13 protein-coding genes are annotated in these 17,718 nt (G+C 44.9%); 5 read left to right on the top strand and 8 right to left on the bottom strand.

What is annotated here, in order from left to right; genetic code table 11:
- The first annotated feature begins 57 nt into the window (after positions 1-57).
- Positions 58-2,883, top strand: a complete 2,826-nt coding sequence (locus GSF04_RS02145; RefSeq protein ID WP_211857384.1) for a TonB-dependent receptor — start codon at positions 58-60, stop codon at positions 2,881-2,883.
- Positions 2,884-2,963: 80 nt separating this feature from the next.
- Here the strand turns inward: GSF04_RS02145 and GSF04_RS02140 are convergent, their stop codons facing one another.
- From GSF04_RS02140 to aroQ, 4 genes are all read right to left on the bottom strand, one after another.
- A complete protein-coding gene (locus GSF04_RS02140; RefSeq protein ID WP_211857383.1) occupies positions 2,964-4,559 on the bottom strand; it encodes a PepSY-associated TM helix domain-containing protein in 1,596 nt (531 codons plus the stop codon).
- A gap of 3 nt (positions 4,560-4,562) precedes the next feature.
- Positions 4,563-4,817, bottom strand: coding sequence for a hypothetical protein (locus tag GSF04_RS02135; RefSeq protein WP_211857382.1), 255 nt, complete (start codon positions 4,815-4,817; stop codon positions 4,563-4,565).
- A gap of 528 nt (positions 4,818-5,345) precedes the next feature.
- Positions 5,346-5,801 carry an azurin gene (gene azu / locus GSF04_RS02130; RefSeq protein ID WP_211857381.1) on the bottom strand — a complete coding sequence of 152 codons (456 nt, stop codon included), beginning with the start codon at positions 5,799-5,801 and terminating at the stop codon, positions 5,346-5,348.
- Positions 5,802-6,106: 305 nt separating this feature from the next.
- On the bottom strand, positions 6,107-7,312 hold the full coding sequence (gene aroQ, locus GSF04_RS02125; RefSeq protein WP_249122361.1) for a gamma subclass chorismate mutase AroQ: 1,206 nt from the start codon (positions 7,310-7,312) through the stop codon (positions 6,107-6,109).
- Positions 7,313-7,595: 283 nt separating this feature from the next.
- Here aroQ and GSF04_RS02120 point away from each other — a divergent pair, with 283 nt between their 5' ends.
- Positions 7,596-8,270 (top strand): TorF family putative porin, encoded by a 675-nt coding sequence (locus GSF04_RS02120; RefSeq protein ID WP_211857379.1) that lies wholly within the window; start codon positions 7,596-7,598, stop codon positions 8,268-8,270.
- A gap of 136 nt (positions 8,271-8,406) precedes the next feature.
- Positions 8,407-8,856 (top strand): DUF4920 domain-containing protein, encoded by a 450-nt coding sequence (locus GSF04_RS02115; RefSeq protein WP_211857377.1) that lies wholly within the window; start codon positions 8,407-8,409, stop codon positions 8,854-8,856.
- On the opposite strand, the gene GSF04_RS02110 is transcribed toward GSF04_RS02115, so the two are convergent.
- From GSF04_RS02110 to GSF04_RS02095, 4 genes are all read right to left on the bottom strand, one after another.
- Complete coding sequence (locus GSF04_RS02110) at positions 8,830-9,129, bottom strand: AzlD domain-containing protein (RefSeq protein WP_039491726.1); 300 nt, start codon at positions 9,127-9,129, stop codon at positions 8,830-8,832. The two genes, GSF04_RS02115 and GSF04_RS02110, sit on opposite strands and share 27 nt — an antisense overlap.
- A complete protein-coding gene (locus GSF04_RS02105; RefSeq protein ID WP_010607477.1) occupies positions 9,126-9,809 on the bottom strand; it encodes an AzlC family ABC transporter permease in 684 nt (227 codons plus the stop codon). Before GSF04_RS02105 ends, GSF04_RS02110 begins: the two co-directional genes overlap by 4 nt.
- Position 9,810: 1 nt before the next feature.
- Complete coding sequence (locus GSF04_RS02100) at positions 9,811-10,611, bottom strand: AraC family transcriptional regulator (RefSeq protein WP_069022029.1); 801 nt, start codon at positions 10,609-10,611, stop codon at positions 9,811-9,813.
- Between the two features lie 98 nt (positions 10,612-10,709).
- On the bottom strand, positions 10,710-11,183 hold the full coding sequence (locus tag GSF04_RS02095; protein ID WP_211857375.1) for a nuclear transport factor 2 family protein: 474 nt from the start codon (positions 11,181-11,183) through the stop codon (positions 10,710-10,712).
- Positions 11,184-11,735: 552 nt separating this feature from the next.
- Between GSF04_RS02095 and GSF04_RS02090 the strand changes: the two genes are divergently transcribed.
- Together GSF04_RS02090 and GSF04_RS02085 are read left to right on the top strand one after the other, a co-directional pair.
- Entirely contained in the window at positions 11,736-14,390 is a 2,655-nt protein-coding gene (locus GSF04_RS02090; protein WP_211857373.1) for a glycoside hydrolase family 16 protein, read from the top strand.
- 70 nt (positions 14,391-14,460) lie between these two features.
- Positions 14,461-17,412: a TonB-dependent receptor gene (locus GSF04_RS02085; RefSeq protein ID WP_211857371.1), complete on the top strand. Its 2,952-nt coding sequence runs from the start codon at positions 14,461-14,463 to the stop codon at positions 17,410-17,412.
- Positions 17,413-17,718: the final 306 nt, after the last annotated feature.

Genomic DNA, 17,718 nt, shown 5'->3' with positions numbered 1-17,718 from the left:
GAAACTTTCTATCGTCAGCGTCTAACTATAATTTGGAACGTTACAAAGGAAACCGTTATGACAATAACAAAACAAAAAACGACTTTGGCGTTGGCAATCGTCAGCTTGTGTGGTTCGGGTGCTATGGTGTGGTCGGCCCCTGTACTTGCTGAGGAAGCAGCGTCGGAACCAGTTGAGAAGATCATGGTGACGGGGTCGCGAATCGCGCGGGCAAACCTAAGTAAACCCGGTGCAGTAACCACAATATCTAGGGCGGATATTGAGCAAACCGGGTTTAAAAATATTGGTGATATGCTGCAAAATCTAACGGTTTCCGCCAGTGCACCTAATGCTTCTCAAAATGAAAATACGTCGGGCGTGACAAACTTTGACTTACGCGGTTTAGGCGCACAGCGCACATTGGTCTTGCTAAATGGCCGCCGCTTACCAAACGGGGGAAATGGCGCAGATGCTGCGGTTGACCTAAGTGCTATACCTACTGCGATTATTGAACGTGTTGAAATTTTATTGGACGGTGCCTCTTCTATTTACGGCTCTGATGCGGTGTCTGGTGTCGTAAACATTATTACTCGCCAAACGGGCGATATTTTTGAGATCAGTGGCTCCATTGGCCAATCCGCTGAAGGCGATGCTGATACGACTTCTTTGGAACTCGTAACAGGGATTGTTGGTGATAAAGGGCGTTTTATGGTGAGTGCCAGCTACGATGAAAAACAAGAAGTGTATGCTGGCGACAGAGACTTTAGCCGCTATGATTTAACACTTAATCCCGATGGCAGTTACGGCCAAGGCGGTAGCTCCGCAATGCCATGGAGTAACCTAAAAGTCACGGATGAAAACGGCAAGGAAATATTTGTTACCCGAGGCCCAGAATACGGCGAGTGGCGTGAAACTATCTCCGATGCGTCACTTGCACAAAATGATTTATACAACTACCAAGAGCCGAGCTTGCTACAAACGCCTTTTGAACGTTATAGCATGAGTGCGTTTGGCGAGTATGATCTTGGCAATTTGAAGTTTTCGGATGACGTGGTATTCAATTTCGAGGCGCTTTATTCACATCGCAAATCTACTACCAATGGTGCGCCTCAGCCATTAGTTCCAGTTTGGGGTGGGTATTTAGATTTCACTTACTCTCCTGATAACTATTACAACCAACAATTTGGTCCGAAAGACAAAGATGGTAATCCTTATGCCATCAATGACTGGCGTCGCAGAATGGTGGAAACCAATGGCCGTATGAACCATGTGGAAAACAGCCAATACCGTATTGTGATGGCGCTCTCTGGTGATTTTAATGCAGATTGGAGCTGGGAGCTGGCCTACAATTTTGGTCGCAACTCAAACAAACGACTAAAAACCGGCATATTCAATTGGCCAGCGGCTAAAAATGCGGTTGGTCCTACCCATTTTGATGATCAAGGCGTGCTGCGCTGTGGTGCTACACCGGATACGCTAATTGAGGGCTGTGTGCCGCTTAATATCTTTGGTCAACCCGGCACCGACTCTGAGATCTCCGAGGACATGCTAAATTATCTCTCTGGTGATTGGCCAGGGATCCAACAAGGTCATAACCAGATTAAAATCGCCAGCGCGAATGTAAGTGGGGTAGTGGCGAGTTTGCCTGCGGGCGACCTCGGTGTGTCTTTTGGTATCGAAAATCAAAAGGTTGAGGCGCGCAATCAAACAGATGCCGTTTCTATCAATATTTTAGTTACAGATGGGTTAGGTCGACCAACTGGCGGCGAATATTCGCTCAATGAAGCCTACCTAGAAGCCGTTGTGCCACTGTTATCAGACCATGACTGGGCGCAGAGCCTAGAGTTAAATCTCGCGACTCGATATTCAGACTTTGATACGTTTGGCTCGACCACCAATTCAAAAGTGGGCGTATTCTGGGCGTTGAATGAGCAGTTGAGCTTTAGAGGGACTTGGTCACAAGCATTTAGAGCGCCTAATGTGGTGGAACTTTATAAAGGAAGGTTACCTGGTTTTGAAAATGGCGACGATCCTTGTGCTGTAGCCAATCCAAACCAAAACTGCGTTAGCACAGGGGTTCCCACTGATGGTAGTTACCGAGAAACGATCGGACAGATCAGAACCAATACTGGCGGTAACACGGAACTTGACCCAGAAACCGCGACGAGCAAAACACTTGGGGTGATTTATCAGCCGAGCTGGCTTACTAACGGTTCAATCACCTTAGATTTTTATGACATCCAATTAAAAGATGCCATTGGTAACATTAGCGCGGTGACTAAATTGAGTGAATGTATGAATAATGGTTTGTACTGCGACTCTGTTCATCGTGTTCAATCTGGTGAGTTTCAGGGAGTGATCACCGGCGTTGATGTGTTTAATGAAAACCTCAATGCGTTAAATCGTCAAGGGGTAGACGCTGAAGTTCGTTTTGACATCGGGCAGTTTTCATTTGGTGATTTGAGTACTGCACTAAACTGGTCATTTGTGAGTAAACATGAAGTCATTGAACCAGGCCTTGCAACCAAAGACAGAGCCGGACAGCGCGTTAATGGCCAGATGGCGGTGCCTGAGCACAGAGTTAACTTTGCACTTAATTGGCAGCATGACGACTTTAGCGCAAGTTGGCAAAGTTACTACATCGATTCGATGATAGAAGAAGTGTCGGTTAAACAAGGAGACCAAATCGTTAACTTTACCAATACCGTTGATAGCACGCTGACACATAATGCTCAAGTAACCTACCATGTAGACTCTGTTGATACTCAAATTACGCTGGGCGTTAACAATCTATTGGATGAAGCGCCGCCTTTTGCGACGGGTAATGGAAATAACGCAGATCCCATTCATTCGTCTTTATATCTGGGTCGTGAGTACTATCTAAGATTTAAGACAGAGTTTTAATTTCACATTGTTTCCCTGTGAGAGTAAGACAAAGCGGGCTGGGTTAGCCCGCTTTTTTCATTACCTTACACGCTGTTTGGCTAACTCATGGTTTGTTGTGGCTGCTGATCTTGCGAAACAGGCACAGAAGTTTGTGCTGCCGCGTTGATCCGTGACACTGCTTTCCAACAAATCAAGGCCATTAAACACATAAGTGCAGTTACAATAGCAAAGTCAACTCTCGTTTGAGTGGGTAATGTATTGTACTGGCTAACAAAAGACGCCGCATTCATGACCGCGCTTAAGCAATAGCAAATGCCACTTAAACCTAATAATACTTTGCTAAACGACAATACATGCTTTGCGAATTGGCTGCTAATGAGTGCAAAGATAAAGGCTGAAAACATCGAAAACTTAACCGTCTCTAGTTTGTCTATGTGACTTGTCGATAGAAAAGTTGTCATCGCGAAACCAATGGCGATGGCCAATAGCACACCGATAAAGCCACCTGACGTTAATCGTTTTACAAATAATAGACTTTTAGCACTTTGCTTTTTCTGCTTGGCACGCTTGTCAATCCACATCAAATTACCGGTCACGATTAAATAGGCGGTTGCAAGGCCAAGACTCAAAAATGCCAGTCGCATGCCATATCCTGCAAAATCTCCAAAGTGAAGACTCGCGATGGTAGAGAGCCCTGCGCGAACAGCGTTGTCGTAGTTGTTTTCAGTGAGATAAATTTGTGATTGGTCGTTTAGTGTGTATTGTACTTCTTTGTAATTTGAAAAAGCATCGTTACTTTTCGCGGTAAAACTCACTACTGCGTTTTTGTCGCCAAAGTGGGTGATTTCCACCGTTGTGAGCGATACATCCCCTAACGTATCTAGTGCCTTTACTCTTAGTTGATCGACGCCGCGCATTGGTTGTGATTGCTCCAGTGCTTCGATATTTGGTTCGTTAAATCCAGCGGCTTGGAGCAGAGCCGTTTGATTGCCACCGTAGAGTAATACGGCGTATGAAATCTGATAAATGATAACGAGATTAAATACTAATCCCGTGAAGGCATACATTAAGTGAAAAGGTAGGCCCATCGTGCCAATTAGATTATGAGCATCTAACCATTTGTCTTTTTTACCTTCGGCGCGATATTGGAAAAAGTTTTTGGCTATTTTGCGCCAGTGAATGATGATCCCGCTTAGTACAGCAACGAAGAAAAATAGGGTGATGATCCCAACAAAATAGAGTCCGGCGCGGCCAAGCCCTAAATCATAGTGCAACTCATAGAGAAAACTGGCAAATTCAAATCTGTCGGCATCAGCGAGGACTTCTCCCATCTGTGGTGATAGCAGAAGGTGCTGGTCTTGATGATCTTCGCCCGTGATCGGGTGCAGCTCGTCTAAACGGGTTGCAAAGTAAACTTCAATAAAAGGGTTATGTGGCGTAGGCTCGCGCATAAAAAAGCCATGGTGTGTATCGACATCGTATTGCTGCGCAATTGATGTAATCGCCTTGTCGTAGGAAATGGCGCTAAGTGGCTCGTTAGACTGGGCGGCTAAGGAGGCACGCTCCCAACCTGTGATGTTATCTCTGAATAGGCTCAGAGATCCCGCAATAAACACAATGAATAGTACCGTTGAAATAATGATCCCTATCCATGTATGTGCTTCGGTCAAAGATTTTAGAGTTTGATTTTTCATTGTTTATCTTATTAACAGTAATGCTGTGTTTAGTAGCAAAGAGGGGATAAAGATAGCAAACAAAGGCCTGCACGCGGCTTTAGCGCTTGAAAATGCATAGCTCCAAACTAAGATCCCCGCCCATATCGGAAATGCAAGCACCAAGCCTATCATCAGTTTTGTGGACTCTGAAAATGGCAGGAGTAAATTGAGGTTTAGCACCAAAGAAATAGACAGTAATAGCCCTAAGAAAAATCCAACTAACGTTTTAGGCCACATAACTTATTCCCCCAAAAAATAGAGATAGCAAAAAAACCAGTGTTGAGCATAGATAGAGGCGCTTTACTGAGTATCCACTTATTAGCGTCACCGACACCAAAGAAAACATAATTAAAACGAGACTGGCCAACATTGCAGAAATAATTGGGTATTGCAGAGTCAATATAATAACCCCAGACAAAACAAGGACTAAAGCTATACTGTATGCTGTGGGTTTATGTATCGAAGAGGCCAAAAATCGTTGCTTAGGACTTGCTAAGTAGAGTAACACGGCGGTAAACCAAAACGGTATAATTGAGAAAAAGCTCATGATGGTGATAATCATTATTGTTTGCAATTGATTGTAATGATTATAGGTATGTTGTTCAAGGGGGAAAGTAATAATTGCAGTGAGAGAGATAGCCTAACCGGAGTGGGGCGGTTTAATGCTTGAAAAAACCGCTTCTTCATTGCGGGATAAAGCTCGAGTGGAAAACTGTAAGAGCGGGTTTTTGAAAAGGCTCATTATAAACTCCGCTCTGAAAATGGTTAGCTAAGTGTAAAGGTGCCTTGCATAATGGCGAAATGGCCCGGGAAAGAACAGAAGAACTTGTAGTTGTCACCTTGCTTTAACTGCTCAGTAGAGAAAGTCACTGTGGTTTGCTCGCCACCGCCAATCACCTTTGATACGGCTAAAACGCGGCTGTCGTCTGGCTTTACATAACGATTATTTGCACCTGCCGACATACCATCGGTTGCAACGGCTTGAACATCTGCCGCTTTGCTCAACACCCAGTTGTGGCCCATGGTGGTAGCTGGCAGCTTGCCCGTATGCTTTAACGTGACTGAAATTTCTTTACAGCTAGATGGCGCACTGAGTGATTTTTTAGAAAACTGCATCATGTCGTTGGCTTCGATGCTGAGCTCACATTCATTTGCTGATGCGGCATGCGCAAACGAAAAGGCACCGAGGCTAAGCAATGTGATGGAAAGAGAGGCTTTCATATTTAACTCCTTAATTAAAAATCATTCTCATTATTATCTTTGCCAAGGTGAATGTAAATGGATGCAGATCAATAAAACGGGTCTTTGCGTGAAGTGACTGAAATTAAAGAGTGAAAAGCAAAATGAAAGTTTAACAGGCCCAGATGTTCAGGCCATCAATGCAATGGAAAGCCGTCAAGCTGCTAGAACAAGGCAGTGGTTCTTTTAAAACCATTGCCTTATGGCTGATGTCGTTGGTGTAGTCCTAACCAGACAAGACATCAGCTAATCCGACTTGTTGTAATCGCAACAAGTCGCTAATTTGTTTATGAAGCAGTAATAGTGCAGTTATCCACCCTACGCACCTTTTGCAGTGCCGAAAAGAGCCTAGCTTTATCGGTTGCAAAGAGCTGTTCGGTGTTTATTATTTGGTTAAACAAGCCTGCCTGTTCATCCGTGAGGTTACCGTGCTTGGCAAGATGCTGGGTCAGTGTTTCAAGAATGGCTGCACCAAGCTGATTTAATGTGCTTCTTAGCTGATCCAAATTCGCGTCTTCGTTTGGTACGCCTTCAGCCAGCCATTGTGCCCGGTATCTGTATTGAATAGCTTTTGCAGCATCCATTTGTGCTTGGAAAAACGCCTCAACGCTTGCACTATCCAGGCATTGCTGGCGGGCTTGCTCTAGCGCTTTTGAGAGCACAGTGGCTTCACGGGATAAGTCTTCAATTGGCCTGTGTTGTTGTGCTTTAAACAGTGCTACAGGCTGCATCTGAGCGAGGCGTAGGTTGATATGTGAGAATAACTCCTCAGCAGAGTCTGTTCGCGTTTTAACCAATGCATTCGCCTTTTCAACGATCTGTGCCAGCGCGGTGCGAGCTTCATCTTCGCTTATCGGCTGAGATCGTTTTTCCATTTTCATCAGACCAAACAGCGTATGGTTGTCCGCGTTATCCTGAACACTTACTTCGCGCAGTGTCAGCTCAGGGTAAACCACTTTAAGTGCGCAGCTACCTACGGCAACGGTGTTTTGGTCAAATTGTCCATTTGCAAGTAAGCGAGCCGCTTCGTTGGTGCCTTTGGGTACGGGCTTGGTTTGTACCTGATGAGCATTGAGCCAATGACCAATTTGGTTCAGGGCTGCCGGGTGGGATGCTGCATGCGTAATTTTAGCTGTCTTGTTCAATCCAAAAACACACATTTCGATGGGCATATGCACAGCGGCACTCAGCTCCGTTACCTTGTAGTTACGCATTGCATTGACAATGGCTGGGACCAGTTGTCCTTCAATAGTGGAGTTGGCCAGCGCGCTGAAAGCCCAGCTCTGCGCTTGCGCGGCATTGGCATAAGTATGCTCCGGGGTGCCCGAGTAAAAACGCTCATAGTCCTGCGACTGGCGGTTGGCGAGTAGGTCAAGTGCGGCATGATTAAAACTCCCCGGCCCAGCTTGTACATAGACAGATGCGGCATGGGTTGTCAGTGTAAATAGCAGTGTGGGTAACGCCAGTAAGCGAAACATAAATGACAATTTCAAGGACTTTTCCAAAGGTTTTACAGGCAAAAGCGGATCCTAACAGAACCAATAAGTGCTGTCCTGCAAGCGGAGTGATTTATTGATAATTTACAGCGTACTTTATGTGCCTGCTTACTCGCCTTTTAGCATCAATAAGTACCTTTTTATTACCGCCAGCCAAACGCTTATAAAACGGAAAATAATCATGCCAAGCACGTTAACAAGCGGATAAAACTGTATCAGTGACAGGGTGGGAACGGCGGTCTATGCTTGAAATGACTGCAATTAAAGGGTGATTTCAAAGATGAAAAAATACTGGCTGCTGCCATTGTTGTTTACTCCACTATTCGTCAATGCGGCGACATCTTCTACCGTAACATTGGCTTCCGATTATTTATTTAATGGCGTGAGTCAAACTAAGGAAGACGAAGCGCTGCAAGTCAGTTTAGATTGGTTTGGAAAAAGTGGTTGGTATGCTGGAGGCTGGGTGTCTCAAGTAGATTTTGGCGATGGTACGGATGTAGAAGGAGATCTGTATGGTGGCTACAAATTTACGCTAACTGAAAAATTAAAACTTGATGTTGGTCTCTCGCAATATACCTATCATGGTGATGATGTGAGTTCTGATTACAACTATGCAGAAGCCTTTGCAAAGTTTAATTACGGCCAGACAAATTTAGACTTTTGGTATGCATGGGATTACTTTGGAACAGGGGCTGCTCACGGGATAGTGATGCTCACGCATAGTATCCCAATCACAGAACGGTGGTCGCTGACGCTCGGGGTTGATCATTCAATGAGCTTTGATAGTGATAAATACGAATGGGAGTCAGGTGATGATGACTATACCCACTGGCATCTAACTGGAACTTACTCGATTAGTACTTGGTCTTTTTCATTGGGTTATGAAAGCAATGATATTGATTCCTATGCAGATTCTACATTTGTGGCGTCAATTTCAAAAACATTTAATTTCTAAATTTACCTTTTATTAACTTTTGTGTTGATTTTAGTTGCGAATTGTACTTTTATATAGCTATATGCTTGATGCTCCATAACTTTTTATAGGAGTAAGCAATTGATGAGGTAATAGTGATAAAAGCTATGGAGTCGCAATGATGAAGGATACGATAAAGCTAACTGCACTCTCTTTGGCGGTATTTTCTCGGTTTAGCTTTTCAAGCCCGCTAGAATTTGCCGGTGGTGCAGACATGTCTAAGTTAGTCGAGGCAGAGCACATATTGCCAAATCTCAATGACTACACAACAAACCTTGTGACCGTAAAAGGGGTGGTCACTCATGTTTGCAGAAAATTAGGTTGCTGGATGACGCTGCGAGTAGCAAATGGCCTAGACGTAAATATCGAAGTTGAGCAAGGCGATATGGTATTTCCACTTGCTGCGATTGGCCGTGAAGCCCATGTGACGGGGCGCTTCGAAGCGCTAAACCAGCGTGCATTGGTTTGCGTGAGTAAAGCAGACGATGAAACGGCGCTCATGCGTTTGGAGTTTAATCCAACGGCCGTAACCATTTCGCATTTAGTACAGCAAGTAAAACACAGCTAGGCTCCCAAACGTGGTGACATAGAGGTTTTTAAAACGAAACGCCAGTATTACCGCGACCGTTGCGGCGACTAAATAGGGGTTGCTTGGCGTGATGGCAAGTTGCTTGTCTTGAATAAATACAATGGGTACCCAAATGGCGGTCAGTACGCAAGGGGCGCTAAAGCTTAAAAAGCGCTGTAGTTTAGGGCCGATAGTAAAAGGCAGTTGTTTTGCCAAAAATAGATACCGAGTTGCAAACGTGACGCAAGCCATGGCTAAAATAGTGGTGATCATACACGCTCCTTTTTACTTTGTAGCACATATCCCACCGACATCCCGAGTAGTGCTGAGGCGATTAAACCAAATTCAAAATGGATCAGTTTGAACACTAAGATAGTTACTGCCGACGTTAAACAAGCACATAACACGGGTAATGCGTTAATACTCGGGACCACTAAAGCAATAAATATTGCCGCAATCGCGAAGTCTAAGCCAAGGTTGGTCAAGTCAGGTAAAAACTGACCTGCGACGATACCAATGAGCGTCCACAGATTCCATGCAACATAAAAGCTACCACCAGCGATGAGCGCATACACGAGCCGAAGTTTGCCTTGATAGGCGCGGTGGTGATGGGAAAACGCAAACAATTCGTCAGTGAGAAAAAACGCAATGGGGCCACGCCATTTAAGGGGCTTATCTATCATTTTGTTGCGGATAGCAAGGCCATAGAGTAAATGTCTCGCGCTAATAATAAAGGTAGTCGCAAGCAAGGTGATAAGCGCGGTGTCTTTGGCAATAAGCTCTATTGCCACTAACTGCGCTGAGCCTGCAAAAACTAATAACGACATTAACTGTGCTTCGAGCGGCGTAAAGCCATTTTGCACGGCAAGGGAGCCACACAATATTCCCCAAGGAAGCACGGCGAGATTTAATGGCAACATATCCCAAAAGCCTTTGCATACTGCGACTTTCATATTAACAAGCCTTGCTATATTGACTGGGAGTGATCCCCATATTCTTTTTAAAGTGACGGTTGAAATGGCTTTGGTCATAAAAGCCTACGCTTAATGCTGCATGGGAAACACTTTTGCCACTGCGCAATAATGCTTTGGCATGATTAAGCCGGTGTTGTATTTGAAAGGCATGGGGAGTGAGGCCAGTGTGGGCCTTAAACACGCGAATAAAGTAAAAGGGACTCATGCCGACAAGGCTCGCTAAGGAGTCGAGTGACACATCTTCAAATAAATTATCCAAAAGAAAATGGCGTGCTGTGGCAATTCGTTGCTTAACCGAAGGGATTTTTGTATCGAATGTGACTTTGCCTTGCTTATTGCTTAAATAAGATAGCAGAGTTATAAGTTGAGACTGCTTTTCAAGCACGCTGGTATCACATTCTAAGACGTTAAAAGTGGTGTTCATGAGTGCCGCAAGCGCTCGGTCGTGTACCACTGCATCATGGAAAAAAGGAGCCATTGCCTTGTCATCACCAAGAAACTGATTAAATAGTTCAGGCGTTGGGTAGAGTGAACGGTATGAAGACTTATCTTTGGACGCCTTTCTGCAGTCGTGCACCTGCTCTGCATTAATCAAAATGACACTATGCTGACTAGCTAAGTGCTCACCGCCGCTACGATAGAATCGCTGCGCACCACTATCCACTAGGGCAAGCGTATAGCCGCTGTGGCTATGTCTACCAAAGTCTTCCTGCTTATCAATGTTGTGTAGTACTTCTAGGCCACCGAGTTCACGGTGAAAACTAAACTTTGAGTGCTGCATAATTCTCTCCCCCATTGATGAAAAGCGTATCTGTCTTCACTCAAAAAGTCTTGTACAAAATTGCACAATGCCATAAACAATAACCGGGTTAATAACGCCTAATGCCAAGTCTCTTTTTTGATCACGTTAACAAGGCGGTGATTGATTAAGCATCGGCCATCGATTACTTTAAGCTCGTCTTCATACACTCCGTTAAATACGGTGATTGGGGCATCTGATTGAGATTTTGGCTGCTGATAAAGAACAAAGTAGCTTTTAGCAATAAACTTATTTGCCTCGATAGGTTGAATATCGGCACTGGTTATCATGTGCATACTCTTTGTTGTTTTTATGGCTTGTTGCTGCCTTATTGTTATTTCTTCAGCACCAGTAATATTGATATTGAGTGCTGGGATACTAAATGTTGCATCCTGTGTAAAAACACTTTGATATTCTTGCGCTGAACCCGAATCTCGATATTTTATGTAATTGTGTAGTGTCGTTTCACAGAGGCGCTGGTTACTGCTTGGGTTGGTGGTCATGCAACCACTCATAACACATGCTGCTGCAACTAAAAGGAAATATGATTTCATAACATGACCCTAATTTTTTGCTCTCAACCTGAGGTTTGGATAAGGAATGAGCTGATTCATTGTTTTTAACTCACGTAAAACTGGCTGCTAGAAAGGCATTAATTATCCGAAGCTCAGGTTCGATAATCTCAGTGAATTTCACCGTATTGTCAACCAAGTTAAAGCGTATGATTTATCTTGACGTAACGATTGCGTAAACATGTAAAGCCCCTTTACAGCTTTTTCTGTTGTAGTTTTATGAGATGCTACTGATCTGTTAAGTCTGTATTTATAGCATGCTGATTTTCACCTTATGACAATTTAATATTGACGAATAAATTAACTTAGTTTACTTTTGTGAAAGCGCTTACATTTTGCGTGTGTTTTTTTAACTCTATTTGTAAGCGCTTACATTTGTTACTAGGAACGCGCTGAGTAGTCTTCCAGCGTATAGCTAAATAACCTGTTCTGAGAAACGAAAAGTTAATCGACAGCTTATCTAAGCCTCAGGTTAAATAATAAAGTTCTTAGTATTCAACCATTTGACAACGACGTTTTGCATCGGGGTAACTGATGAAAATTGCAGCAAGAAAATTAACAAGGCTATGCACCGCAATCTCTGTGGCTATCATAGCGGGATGTGGCGGAAGCGCCGAGACAGAAACTAATTATAAATCCGTTGATACCACAGCGCCGGTTTCAGACTGGACGCTAGTGTGGAGCGATGAATTTGATAGCGATGCGATAGACACATCTAAGTGGACGCACGAGGTAAATTGCGACGGCGGTGGCAACAATGAAAAACAGTGTTACACCGACAGTGAACAGAACGCGTTTATTGCCGATGGCATGCTGAATATTGTCGCTACCCCTGCGCAAGCAGGCGCACAACTGCCGTATACCTCGGCAAGATTGAACACCAAATATAAAGCTGACTTTAAGTATGGCAGATTCGAAATGCGGGCCAAGCTACCAAGCGGGCAAGGCAGTTGGCCCGCATTTTGGATGTTGCCTACGGATGAGGTTTACGGAGGCTGGCCAAAGTCTGGTGAAATAGACATCATGGAAGCGGTAAACCTCAAAGTCGCTAATGAAGACGGCTCGGTTGAATCTAACGTGCATGGCACGCTTCATTACGGCCGTGATTGGCCTAATAATGTTCACACCGGTAAAGCATACGCCATACCTGATGGCGTAAATCCAGCCGATGACTTCCATACCTATGCTGTGGAGTGGCAAGAGGGTGAGATCCGTTGGTACGTTGATGGTTATCTCTATGCCACGCAACGTCAATCGGAGGTTCGTTACAACTCAAAGCAAGAAGCGGTTGGTTTAAAACACCGTGGATGGTTTGCTGAATACTACGAGCAAGGTTCTGGCGAGCTGGTTACTCATTGGGATAGTGCGCCTTTTGATCAGCCGTTTCATCTTATCTTAAACCTTGCCGTTGGTGGTGATTGGCCAGAAAACGTTAATAATAAAGGTATCGACTCGGACGCCTTTGTGAACGGACAATCGTTTGTGGTTGACTATGTCAGAGTGTATGAATGCGGCTCTAACCCTGAAACGGGCAAAGGATGTGAAACGGTGCGCCCAGGCTACGACGACCTTGAAGATGCGTTAGTCGAAGGTGAAGCACCTATCCCGTCGCCACCTTCTTCGGGTACCGCTAAAAACCTAACCATCTTTGATGATAATTTTAACGTTAACTGGCCAGCTTGGGATTGTTGTGGTGGCTCTACGCCTGCATTGGTTGCAGACGAAAGCCGTGGCAATGTTGTTGAGTTTATGGTCGGTGAGACGCCAACCGTAAATGGCTTTACCAGCCGTGCCGAATTTATCACAGATCCAAGCGGTAAAGCCTCGCCATTTGATGCAACGAGTATGCTAGAAGCGGGCTATATTCGGTTCGATATGCAAGTGACACAAATGCCTTCAGACCCGAGCGCAGCATGGAAATTTAAAGTTGAAAGCCAAGGTGCTTCTAGCGCTGCTGAACTCGATCTTTTTGCAAGCGTTGAAGGACAATCACCAGCCGCAGGCTCGTGGCAAACTTATACCTTCCCACTACAGCAGTTGGCTGATGCAGGACTTGATGTGTCAGCTATTGATGTAGTGATGATCTTCCCAGCATGGGGTGCCGGAAATGGTGCTATCTATCGTGTTGATAAGGTTGAGATTGCACAGGATACAAACTTACCTTCGTTGACCTTATTTGAAAATGCCATTAACGCTGAGTGGCCGCTTTGGGATTGTTGTGGTGGCTCGGCACCGGCTGAAGTCTCTGACGATGCGACGCATGGTATTGTTGCTGAATTTACGATTGGTGACACACCAACGGTAATGGGGTTTTCGTCTCGAACAGAAGTGGGCGGAGCTGGAAAGCCGTTTGATGCAACTGCAATTTTAGCAGGTGGCGTAGTACAGTTTGAGATGAAAGTCATGAGCCTACCGTCAACGCCTGATGCCCCTTGGCTACTTAAAATTGAGTCTGATAACGCCGCGAGTGCGGTTGAGCTACCACTATCTGAATCACAAGAGGGTGTAGCGCCACAGGCCGGTGAATGGCAAACCTATACTTTCTCAATTGAAGCTTTGGCTCAGGCAGGACTTGATCCAAGTGCAATTGATGTGGTGATGATTTTCCCAGCTTGGGGCTCAGGTAGCGGTGCGGTTTATCGTGTTGATAACGCAAAAATCTTTCATCCTGACGGTGACAAGGCGAGTGGTGGTCTAAGCTTATTCAAAGATCAAGCTGCTGAGCAGTGGTCAATTTGGGATTGCTGTGGTGGCTCTACACCCACAATCGAAGTAGACGAAGATGCAGCCCACGGTCAAGTTGCGCAATTTGTTATTGGTGCAACCCCAACTGTGATGGGGTTCTTAGCGGATGACGATGTCTATTACGATGCTTCCCATTTACTAGAAACTGGCGTAGTTAAGTTTGATATGAAAGTGACTTCAGCACCTGCAAATATCGACGCTCAATGGCTGTTTAAAATTGAGTCAAATGATGCCAGTGCGGCGGTAGAGCTTGCTCTAAACCAAAGCGGTGAAGGTCAAGCTCCAGAAGTTGGCAAATGGCAAACGTATACGTTTCCACTTCAAGCTTTGTACGATGCAGGACTTGATATTAGTGCCATTGATGTCTTGATGGTATTCCCCAGTTGGGGAATGGGCGAGGGCGCCGTTTACCGCATAGACAATGTTGAAATCATCAGTCAATAAGCCAGTGTGGATCGCCAATAGTGCTTTGAACTCGGTGATCCAGCAGCAAGAATAGAATCGCAGGGCAGTCATGAATAACAAACAATTCAATAAAAGTAAGCTTGCCGTTCAGTTGTCGCTAGCAATAGCGATGAATGCGGGTATGGTCAGCATTGCTCAAGCAGAAGAGCAACAAACAGCCGAAAAAGTCGAAGTGATCGAAGTGAAAGGGATCCGCGGAAGTTTGATCCGTTCAATGGATTTAAAGCGCTCCGCATCGGGGGTTATGGATGCCATTTCGGCAGAGGAAATGGGGAAATTTCCAGATACCAACTTAGCCGAATCTTTACAACGGATCACCGGTGTTTCGGTCAGCCGTGCCAACGGTGAAGGCAGCCAAATTACCGTACGTGGTTTTGGGCCTGATTTTAACTTGGTGACATTAAATGGTCGTCAAATGCCGGGCACAGGTAATACTCGTTCGTATAACTTGGAAAACCTAGCCGCAGAAGGCGTGAGTGCGCTTGAGGTATATAAAACCGGACGTGCTGATGTACCAAGTGGCGGTTTAGGGGCTTTGGTCAACATTGTCACGGGTAAGCCACTACAACGCCCAGGGCAACACTTTAGCGCAACAGCAAAGGCGATTGTTGATACCTCTAACGAAGCGGGAGATGATGTTACACCTGAGGTTTCCGCGGTTTATAGTAATACCTTTGCCGATGAAACCTTTGGTTTTGGATTTTCCTTCTCCCATCAGCAACGTGATTTTCAAAAGCAGCAAGCCAATATTCAAGGCTGGCAGGCCAATGTTGATCTACCTGATTTAGACCCATCTAAAATCATTGATGGCCGTGCTGAAGATGCCGAGGGTAATAAAGTCGGAAATTACTTTTTTCCAAAAGACATGAACTACGGCATCGAAGATCTAGAGCGAGAAAGAACGAACGGTCAAGTTACCTTTCAATATGCACCAACTAACGGTTTTGTTGCCACCTTAGATTATACGGCAAGCCTTGCCGTAACTGGCTCTAATACGGTGGGGTGGGGTATTTGGAATGAGTTTGGCGGTAATATTAACGCCTATGAGTTAGATGCAAATGGCACCGCGGTTTATGCCGATATTGGTGGTAATGATGCGTCGTTTACTGCTAATAGGAATACGACGGAAGTCGAGGCGCGTTCACTTGGCTTAAATCTGGACTGGCAAATTAACGATAATTGGCATGTAGAGCTTGATTATCACGACTCGAAAAACGAAACCGATAATGGCGCAGATAAAGGCTTGGGTAGTGATGGTCAAATCATCTTAGGCTCAGATCAGTTGCTCACTAAGATTTATGACTATCGGCAGGGCGAAGTGCCGCATGCAAATGTGCTTTGGAAAAATGGCACGAATGAACTCATGGCAAGTGAAATTGATTCTAACTTTAGCCAATTTATCCATTCTCCCGGAGAGGCGACGGTCGAGCAGTTGCAACTTGATACCACTTGGTTTAACGACAGTTTTGATATTGGCCTAGTGAGTGTGCAGTTTGGTGCTGCTCGTACTGAACAGTCAACTGGGGGGTATGAAGCGTGGAGTGGTCTACGGGGAGGGCCGGGTTTTAATCCTTCGTTTAAAGAAATTTTCCCAGATAGTATGTTTACGCGCCATGAAACTGGTGATTTGCTAGACCAATTTGCTGGTGGTGGCAGTGACTTACAGCCGGGGTATTACTATACCTATGACTTTGATGAAGCTATTGCAAGGCAGCTTGCGTATCTAACAGAAGATGTGATCGGTGCTGACTACTACTCGGCGGACGCCTATTTTGATGGCATAGACAGCCAAAGTAGAGTTGATGAAACCACTGACAGCATCTACTTGCAATCCAAATGGGAGTTTGAATTTTCTGAGTACTTTGTGCAGATCAACGCAGGCCTGCGCTATGAACAAACGGATGTGACAAGTGTGGTGCGTCAGCGTGTGGAAACGCAAGTGAATTGGGACAGTCCATCTGAATGGATTATGCAATACGCTGCGGGGGGGGATGACAATTTCTTAACGCAGGAAGGGGATTACGACATTCTATTGCCGATGATCGATGTGCGTTTTGATATCACCGAAGATTTAATTGCACGAGCGTCTTGGGGCAAAACAATGTCGCGTGCGCCGCTTAGCAATCTTGCGGGTGGCAGAAGTTTGTCAGGCAGCCCAAAACCGGGAGCAAGAACTGGCTCTCGAGGCAATACAAATCTATTACCGTTTGAGTCGACCAACCTAGATTTTTCACTTGAATATTATTACAACGAAGGAAGTTACGCGTCACTTGGCTACTTCAAAAAAGAAGTCGATAACTTTATTCAAACCACAATCACGCAAACCACCATTGAAGGTCTTTACGATATTTACAATGGTCCAAGGTATAAACAAGCGATTGCAGATATTGAAGCCCGTGGAGAGCAGGCAACCAGTGATGCTATTTTTGCGCAAATGCTCGCCAATGGTCACGGTAATGCCGATGGTAAAATTGAGCCAAGCAGTGACGATCCTTTGATGGTATGGAACATCAGCCAGCCACAAAATACCGATAGCAAATCGGTTGATGGTTTTGAAGTGGCGGTACAGCACTTATTTGGTGAAACGGGTTTTGGCCTTGGTGTAAATGCAACTTTTGTTGATGGCGATGTTGAGTTTGATAGTGAAAGCCTAGTGCAGCAAGCACCGCTGACGGGGTTGAGTGACTCGGCTAACTTCCAAGCATTTTACGAAAAAGACGGGTTATCGGTGAAGTTAACCTACGCATGGCGTGACGCTTATCTTATCGGGGTAGGTCAAGCGCAAGGCTCGGCAGATGCACCACCGCAATATGCCAAGTCTTACGGCCAATGGGACGTGAGTGTGAATTACGATATTGATGAGCAGTTTACGGTGTTCTTTGAAGGTATTAACTTAAACAATGAAACCGAGCAAGGATATGGTCGGTATGAAGAGCAATTCTTATTTGCTCGTCAATACGGCCCGAGATACTCGGTTGGTGTGAGGTATACTTTTGAGTGATCCTTTGCGTATCCGTTCACTAAATACCAATTTCACTTAATTAAGCAAATTGGCATAAAAATGCAGACCGATGAGTCTGCATTTTTTTGGCTCTAATTCAGTAGGGGCGACTTTATGTCGCGCTCATTCAAGTACATATTTCATAGGGTAAAGATAAGGCTTACTTCGAAAAAGGGTTTTTTTGATAAACTCAGTACGCCGCTTCCACCTATCGCATATTACTTTGTAAATTCATGATTTAGTGTGATGATGCGGTGAGTGAGATTCGTACGAGTGTTTGCGGGGTTGATATTGTGGACAATTATT

This window comes from Pseudoalteromonas sp. A22, from assembly GCF_018141345.1.
Lineage (GTDB): Bacteria > Pseudomonadota > Gammaproteobacteria > Enterobacterales > Alteromonadaceae > Pseudoalteromonas > Pseudoalteromonas maricaloris.
This window is presented reverse-complemented; position numbering and strand designations above follow the sequence as displayed.